This is a genomic window from Neorhizobium sp. BETTINA12A, assembly GCF_023006485.1.
Taxonomy (GTDB): domain Bacteria; phylum Pseudomonadota; class Alphaproteobacteria; order Rhizobiales; family Rhizobiaceae; genus Neorhizobium.
Genome location: NZ_JALBGW010000214.1, coordinates 1 through 6,710 on the forward strand (window position 1 = coordinate 1; position 6,710 = coordinate 6,710).

The 6,710-nt window shown below is 63.6% G+C and carries 8 protein-coding genes and 1 pseudogene; 4 read left to right on the top strand and 5 right to left on the bottom strand.

Annotated features, from left to right (window positions below; genetic code table 11):
- The 4 genes from MOV61_RS27245 to MOV61_RS27260 all read left to right on the top strand — a co-directional run.
- Positions 1 to 226, top strand: a 226-nt coding sequence (locus MOV61_RS27245; RefSeq protein ID WP_247138829.1) for a heme exporter protein CcmB, incomplete at its 5' end; no start/stop codon positions are given.
- A gap of 89 nt (positions 227 to 315) precedes the next feature.
- Positions 316 to 1,074 carry a heme ABC transporter permease gene (locus MOV61_RS27250; RefSeq protein WP_038546643.1) on the top strand — a complete coding sequence of 253 codons (759 nt, stop codon included), beginning with the start codon at positions 316 to 318 and terminating at the stop codon, positions 1,072 to 1,074.
- Between the two features lie 6 nt (positions 1,075 to 1,080).
- Positions 1,081 to 1,251: a heme exporter protein CcmD gene (gene ccmD / locus MOV61_RS27255; RefSeq protein WP_038546646.1), complete on the top strand. Its 171-nt coding sequence runs from the start codon at positions 1,081 to 1,083 to the stop codon at positions 1,249 to 1,251.
- Positions 1,248 to 1,850 carry a DsbE family thiol:disulfide interchange protein gene (locus tag MOV61_RS27260; protein ID WP_247138830.1) on the top strand — a complete coding sequence of 201 codons (603 nt, stop codon included), beginning with the start codon at positions 1,248 to 1,250 and terminating at the stop codon, positions 1,848 to 1,850. The genes ccmD and MOV61_RS27260 overlap by 4 nt, the downstream gene beginning before the upstream one ends.
- A gap of 391 nt (positions 1,851 to 2,241) precedes the next feature.
- Here MOV61_RS27260 and MOV61_RS27265 read toward each other — a convergent pair whose 3' ends face one another.
- The 5 genes and pseudogenes from MOV61_RS27265 to MOV61_RS27285 form a co-directional block, all read right to left on the bottom strand.
- Positions 2,242 to 2,829 (bottom strand): DUF2585 domain-containing protein, encoded by a 588-nt coding sequence (locus MOV61_RS27265; protein ID WP_247138831.1) that lies wholly within the window; start codon positions 2,827 to 2,829, stop codon positions 2,242 to 2,244.
- Positions 2,826 to 3,476, bottom strand: coding sequence for a septation protein A (locus tag MOV61_RS27270; RefSeq protein WP_038549787.1), 651 nt, complete (start codon positions 3,474 to 3,476; stop codon positions 2,826 to 2,828). Before MOV61_RS27270 ends, MOV61_RS27265 begins: the two co-directional genes overlap by 4 nt.
- Before the next feature lie 53 nt (positions 3,477 to 3,529).
- Positions 3,530 to 5,131, bottom strand: coding sequence for a signal recognition particle-docking protein FtsY (ftsY, locus tag MOV61_RS27275; RefSeq protein WP_247138832.1), 1,602 nt, complete (start codon positions 5,129 to 5,131; stop codon positions 3,530 to 3,532).
- Between the two features lie 15 nt (positions 5,132 to 5,146).
- A complete protein-coding gene (mtaB, locus tag MOV61_RS27280; RefSeq protein ID WP_247138833.1) occupies positions 5,147 to 6,433 on the bottom strand; it encodes a tRNA (N(6)-L-threonylcarbamoyladenosine(37)-C(2))-methylthiotransferase MtaB in 1,287 nt (428 codons plus the stop codon).
- Positions 6,430 to 6,710: pseudogene (locus MOV61_RS27285) on the bottom strand (diaminopimelate epimerase); the annotation flags it as partial. The gene mtaB and the pseudogene MOV61_RS27285, both read right to left, overlap by 4 nt.

The following is a 6,710-nucleotide window of genomic DNA, read 5'->3' on the forward strand; positions in this document are numbered from 1 at the left end:
CGCCGCGGTCGCGGTGGCCCTGCCGCGCGGCGGGCTGCTGGTGTCGATCCTCGTCCTGCCGCTAGCGATCCCCGTGCTGATCTTCGGTGTCAGCGCTTCCTATGCGGCGGTCGAGGATCCTGCCCCGTTTATGCCGCCTTTCCTGATATTGGTGGCGATCACGATGTTTTTTGCCGTCCTCGGGCCGCTCGGCGCGGCACTGGCGTTGCGCAATGCCGGCGATTGACTAGAATCGGATTGAACGGGATCGGATCGACGACCGGCGAATTGACCAGGATCAAGCTGATTTTTCCGCGCGCATATTAGAAAGTGCCCATGACCGACAGCCTTGCCATCAGCAAATTTTCCGAGCTGGCCAACCCGACGCGGTTTCTGGCGCTGGCGGCCCGCATCCTGCCGTGGATGGCGGCGGCGACTGTGATGCTCTTCGCGATCGGGCTCTATCTGAGCTTCACGACGGAAGGCGACTACCAACAGGGCGCGACGGTGCGTATCATGTACGTGCATGTGCCGGCCGCCTGGCTGTCGATGATGTGCTACACGGTGATGGCCGTTTCCGCGATCGGCACACTGGTCTGGCGCCACCCGCTCGCCGACGTCAGCCACAAGGCCGCCGCCCCGCTCGGCGCCGCCTTCACGCTGATCGCGCTCGCCACCGGTTCGCTCTGGGGCAAGCCGATGTGGGGCACGTGGTGGGTGTGGGATGCCCGGCTGACCTCGGTCTTCGTGCTGTTCCTGATGTATCTCGGCCTGATCGCGCTCAACCGCGCCATGGACGATCCGTCGCGGGCGGCCCGCGTCTCCGCCGTGCTGATCCTCGTCGGTTTCGTCAACATCCCGATCATCAAGTTTTCGGTCGACTGGTGGAATACGCTGCACCAGCCGGCCAGCGTCATCCGCATGGGCGGCCCGACCGTCGACCAGGAATTCCTCTGGCCGCTGCTGATCATGGCGATCGCCTTCACCCTGCTGTTCTTCACCCTGCATGTGATGGCGATGCGCAACGAGATCTGGCGCCGCCGCGTCGCCGCCCAGCGCCGCATGGCCGCACGTTTGGCCGGCCGGGAGGCTTAGGGAACTATGACCCACACGTTCTACATCGCCATGTCCTATGCCGTAGCGGCCGTCGTCATCCTCTGTCTGATCGCCTGGACGTGGCTGGACGGGCGCGCGCGTCAAAAAGAACTGGCCGAACTCGAGGCTTCCGGCATCCGCCGCCGCTCCGCCCAGCCGACAGGTGACGCAGCATGAGCGTCGAGACCGGAAACCAACCCGCCCCACGCAAAAGCCTGGCGCGTTATGCGCTGCCGCTGATCCCGCTGGTGATTTTCCTCGGTTTTGCCGGCGTCGCCGGCAAGATGCTCTATGACCAGGACGTCAACGGCCGCGACGTTTCGGCCATCCCCTCGGCCCTGATCGGCAAAAAGGCACCGTCGCTGGCGCTGCCCCCGCTGGAAGGCTCGAATACCGCAGCGCTGACGACCGCAGCGATTGACGGCAAGCTGACGCTGGTCAACGTCTTCGCCTCCTGGTGCGTCCCCTGCCGGCAGGAACACCCGATCCTGAAAGAACTGGCCAACGACAGCCGGCTCACCATCGTCGGGATCAACTACAAGGACCGCAACGACAACGCGCTGCGTTTCCTCGGCGAACTCGGCAACCCCTACAAGGCAATCGGCATCGATCCGAACGGCAAGGCGGCGATCGACTGGGGCGTCTACGGCATTCCGGAAAGTTATCTGGTCGCGCCGGATGGCACCATTCTCTACAAGCGGGTCGGCCCGTTCGACGCGCGCAGCCTGACGCAGGATCTCATGCCGGCGATCGAGAAGGCGTCTGCGAAAGGCTGATCAGGCACGAAAATCCGCCACGTGAATACAAGCAGTTTTGGCCGCGCCGGACGTTTTGTCCGGCGCGGTTTTGGTTTGGGAATGGGGCAGGCGGTATCGAGTATGTGGGAGGTAGGTGTTTGTGCCTGCCCCGACTGTTTCGATGGTCTTTCGAGGATTGCCAGGCCCTCGCCACCCACCTTTGCAGCCATCACCGGAAACCGGGGTCCGAAAACCCTTGGACGAGGAGGCCGGTTCGCGAACCCGGTTTCCCATCCGATGACGGGGGTGATTATGGGATGGGTTCGAGAGGCGGGGATGAAGGGGGAAGTGAATATGGCTAAGGCATTGATGAGGTTGGGCGGATTTTTCTCGGAGTGAGGAAATCGCCCCGGTCAAAACCCGTCCCGCACTACAGCCCACCCTGCCACACCCGCACCGCATCCACCGGCCAGACCAGCATCAGCACGTTGAGCGTCAGGTTGTCGCGAATGATGTAGCCGGTCGCCAGCTCGAAGAAGATGGCGATCGCAATCGTCAGCCAGACCGGCAGGCGCGAGGCGACAAAAAAACCAACCGCCATGAACACCGTGTCCATCGCCGAATTGAGGATGCTGTCGCCGGTATAACCGAGCGCCATCGTCGCCGTGCGGTAGCGGTCGATGATGAGAGGAGAGTTTTCGAGGAGCTCCCAGGCGGCTTCGATCAAGACTGCCAGCGACAGCCGGGCTGCGATCGGGGCGCGGCGCAGGATCAGCCAGCCGAGACCGTAGAACAGGAAACCGTGGATGATATGCGACGGCGTGTACCAGTCGGAGAGATGCTGCGAATTGCCGCTGGTGTTCACCCCGCCTTCCCAGAGCTTCACATAACCGCATTCGCAGATCGGAATGCGGCCCATCGCATAGAGGATGGCGATCTGGAGCAGGAAAAGGATGAGCGCTGCAAGAAACCAGCGTTTGGATGACGAACTCGAGGGGGAAAATTCCGCTGCGGTCACTTCTCAGCCTCGGGTGCCGGTTCCTGGATCGTGTGGCGCATGATCAGCGGCATCTGGGCGATCGTGAAGATGATGGTGATCGGCATCGTGCCCCAGACCTTGAAATTGACCCACACCACATCGGAGAAATTCCGCCAGACAACCTCGTTGATGACGGCCAGGAACAGGAAGAAGATCCCCCAGCGCAGGGTCAGCTTCTTCCAGCCGGCCTCGTCGAGCTGGAAAGCGGCGTTGAAGACGTAGCCTAGCAGCGACTTGCCAAACAGCAGGCCGCCGAGCAGCGCGACGCCGAAGAGCGAGTTGACGATGGTCGGCTTCATCTTGATGAAGGTTTCGTCCTGCAGCCAGATCGACAGCGAACCGAAGATCAGCACCACGACGCCGGACACCATCGGCATGATAGGCAGATGGTGGAAGACGATCTTCGAAGCGATCAGCGAGGCGACGGTGGCCACCATGAACAGCGCGGTCGCCACCAGAAGTGGGCCGCCGACCGCCGAAAGCGCCGGGAATTGCGCAACCAGCCATTCGCCGCGCAAGTTGCCGAAGAAGAACACCAGGAGCGGCCCGATTTCCAGCGCGAGCTTCAGCATCGGATGTTGCTTTTCTTCCTTGGTCGGCGTGATGTCGCTTTCGATCGTCTGCATGGGTTCCAACTTTGAGGCCGTTATCGGCGAAGCCAAATCGTCATTCTGTGTCATCAATGCGTCAAACCCGCAATGGCGCGCGCAAAATCCTGCGCCTCGAAGGGTTCGAGATCGTCGACACCCTCACCGACGCCTATGAAATAGACCGGCAGCTTGTGCTTGGCGGCGATCGCCACCAGAATGCCGCCGCGCGCCGTGCCGTCGAGCTTCGTCATGATAAGTCCGCTGACGCCCGCAACGTTCCGGAAAATCTCGACCTGGTTCATGGCGTTCTGGCCGGTCGTGGCATCCAACGTCTGCAGCACGGTGTGCGGAGCGTCGGGATCGAGCTTGCCGAGCACGCGGACGATCTTTTCGAGCTCGGCCATCAGCTCGGTGCGGTTCTGCAGCCGGCCGGCGGTATCGATGATCAGCACATCTGATTTGTTGGCACGCGCCTGCTCGTAGGCGTCATAGGCAAGCCCTGCCGCATCGGCGCCGAGCCTGGTGCCGATGAAGGTCGAACCGGTGCGGTCCGCCCAGATCTTCAGCTGCTCGATCGCGGCCGCGCGAAACGTGTCGCCGGCGGCAAGCATGACCTTGAGGCCGGAGCCGGAGAGTTTTGCGGCGAGCTTGCCGATCGTCGTGGTCTTGCCGGTACCGTTGACGCCGACGACGAGGATGACATGCGGCTTGTGATTGAGATCGAGCGCCAGCGGTTTGGCGACGGGGGCCAGAACCCTGGTGATCTCGGCGGCCATGATCCGTGACACGTCCTCGCCGGTCACGTCCTTGCCATAGCGCTCGGAAGAAAGCGCGCCGGTGACCCGCATGGCGGTCTCGACGCCGAGATCGGCCTGGATCAGCAGGTCTTCGAGCTGCTCCAGCGTATCCTCGTCCAGCTTGCGCTTGGTAAAGAGCGCGCCGATCTGACCAGTGAGCTGCGACGACGTGCGTGCAAGGCCGGCACGCAAGCGCTGGAACCAGGTGAGTTTTGCAGCCGGCGCGAGGGGTTCGGGCGTGGGTTCCGGGCGGGCGGTGGAGAAGCCTCTGGGGAGGGTGGGTTCTGGGCTGGGCGTTTCGCTTGGAGCAGGAACCTCTTCGTCTGGAGAAACACCCCCCTCTGTCCTGCCGGACATCTCCCCCTCAAGGGGGGAGATCGGCAAGCGGGGGGCTTCCTGCTCCAAATCCAATTTCGAAACCGTGGCACCGGCAGCAGAGTCAACGACGTCAGTGCCGGATGTCGGGCGCGACGGCTCATCCGTAATCTCCCCCCTTGAGGGGGAGATGTCCGGCAGGACAGAGGGGGGTGCCTCCGCGGCTGCAACGGCCTCTTCTTCGGCCTCGGCCTCCGCCTGCAATAGCGACAACGGCACCATTCCGATCTCAGATGCGGCTTCGACACCCGAAAGCAGCGCCGGCTCATCCTCTTCGGCAGTCTCCGGCTCGGCCGGCTCGACATTCTCCGCCGCCACATCCGCAACTGGCCCGCCGGCCGTCTCGATCTCGGCCGGTGCAACCGGATCGACGGGCGAGACCGGCAGGTCTTCGTCGCGCGACTTCGGCTCCAGTTCCGCCTGGATGGCGGCGGCGTCCTCCGGCTTTACCGCATCGGGTGCCGGTTCCTCGGCGGGTTTGCCGAAGGTGAAGACGCGTTTGATGAAGCCCAATGCCATGAGAACCTGTTCCGGTTACGCCGCCCGAGACGGGACAAGGGCGGACGCGACCTGCATTTCCAGATGTTTGCCGTTATGGCCGGTAATCATAACGCGCTTGAACTCGCGAGGAACAAGGCGCGGCGCCGCCACCAGCGAAAAGTTTTCCGTATGCGCCATGCCGTTGTTCTCGACGATGATCGCCTGCTCGGTGCCGACCATGCGATCGAGGTGGAGACGATGCAGCACCTCGCCCCGTGCCCGCAGCCTTGCGGCGCGATCCTTGACGACAGCCCGATCGACCTGCGGCATGCGCGCCGCCGGCGTGCCCGGACGCGGGCTATAGGGAAAGACGTGCAGGAACGAGATGCCGGCCTCCTCCGCCATCGTCGCGGCATTCTCGAACATTTCTTCCGTTTCGGTCGGGAAACCGGCGATCATATCCGCCCCGAAGGCGATCTCCGGGCGCAGGCGCCGCGCCTGTTGCACGAAGGCGAGCGCCTCGGGGCGCGAATGGCGGCGCTTCATCCGCTTCAGGATCATGTCGTCGCCATGCTGCAGCGACAGGTGCAGATGCGGCATGAAGCGCGGCTCGTCGGCGATCAGGTCCCAGAGATGTTTGTCCGCCTCAATGCTGTCGATCGAGGACAGGCGCAGGCGCAGGATTTCCGGCACTTGGCGGAGCAGCGTCTTGGCGAGATATCCGAGCGACGGCTGGCCCGGAAGATCGGCGCCATAGCTGGTGGCATCGACGCCGGTCAGCACGATTTCGCGATAACCGCTTTCCGTCAGCCGCCGGGCCTGGTCGACCACCGCACCCATCGGCACCGAGCGGGAATTGCCGCGGCCATAGGGAATGATGCAGAAGGTGCAGCGATGGTCGCAGCCGTTCTGCACCTGGATGAAGGCGCGCACGTGGCCGTCGATATGCTTCACCATCTGCGGCGCGGTGGCGCGCACGCTCATGATGTCGTTGACGCGCAGCTTCTCTTCCGCCGAGACGCCGAAATCCGGCAGCGCCCGGTAGGAGGCGCTGGTCAGCTTCTCCTCGTTGCCGAGCACGGCATCGACTTCCGCCATACCCGCAAACGTGTCTTTCTCCGTCTGGGCGGCGCAGCCGGTGACGATGATGCGCGCATGCGGATTTTCGCGCCGCGCCCGGCGGATTGCCTGGCGGGCCTGGCGCACGGCCTCGCCGGTCACGGCGCAGGTATTGACGAGGATGGCATTGTTGAGCCCGGCCTTTTCGGCCTCCGCCCGCATCACTTCCGATTCATAGGTATTGAGCCGACAGCCGAAGGTGATGACCTCGACCCCGCTCAATTGACCCGGGCCTCCGGCTCGCCCCGTTGGATTGCATTGGCCTCTGGCTCGTCGTCGCGGATGAAGGTTCCGACGGTCGGATCCACCTTGCCGGACCATTCCCATTCGGCTGGACCGGTCATCACGACGTGATCGTCGTCGCGCCATTCGATGACGAGCGGCTGACGGATCGGGCTGGAGGCAACGTCAATCGTCACCATACGACCGGTGCGCCCTGTGCGGGCGGCGGAAACGGCGGCAGCACAGGCGGCCGAACCGCAGGCAAGCGTCAGGCCGG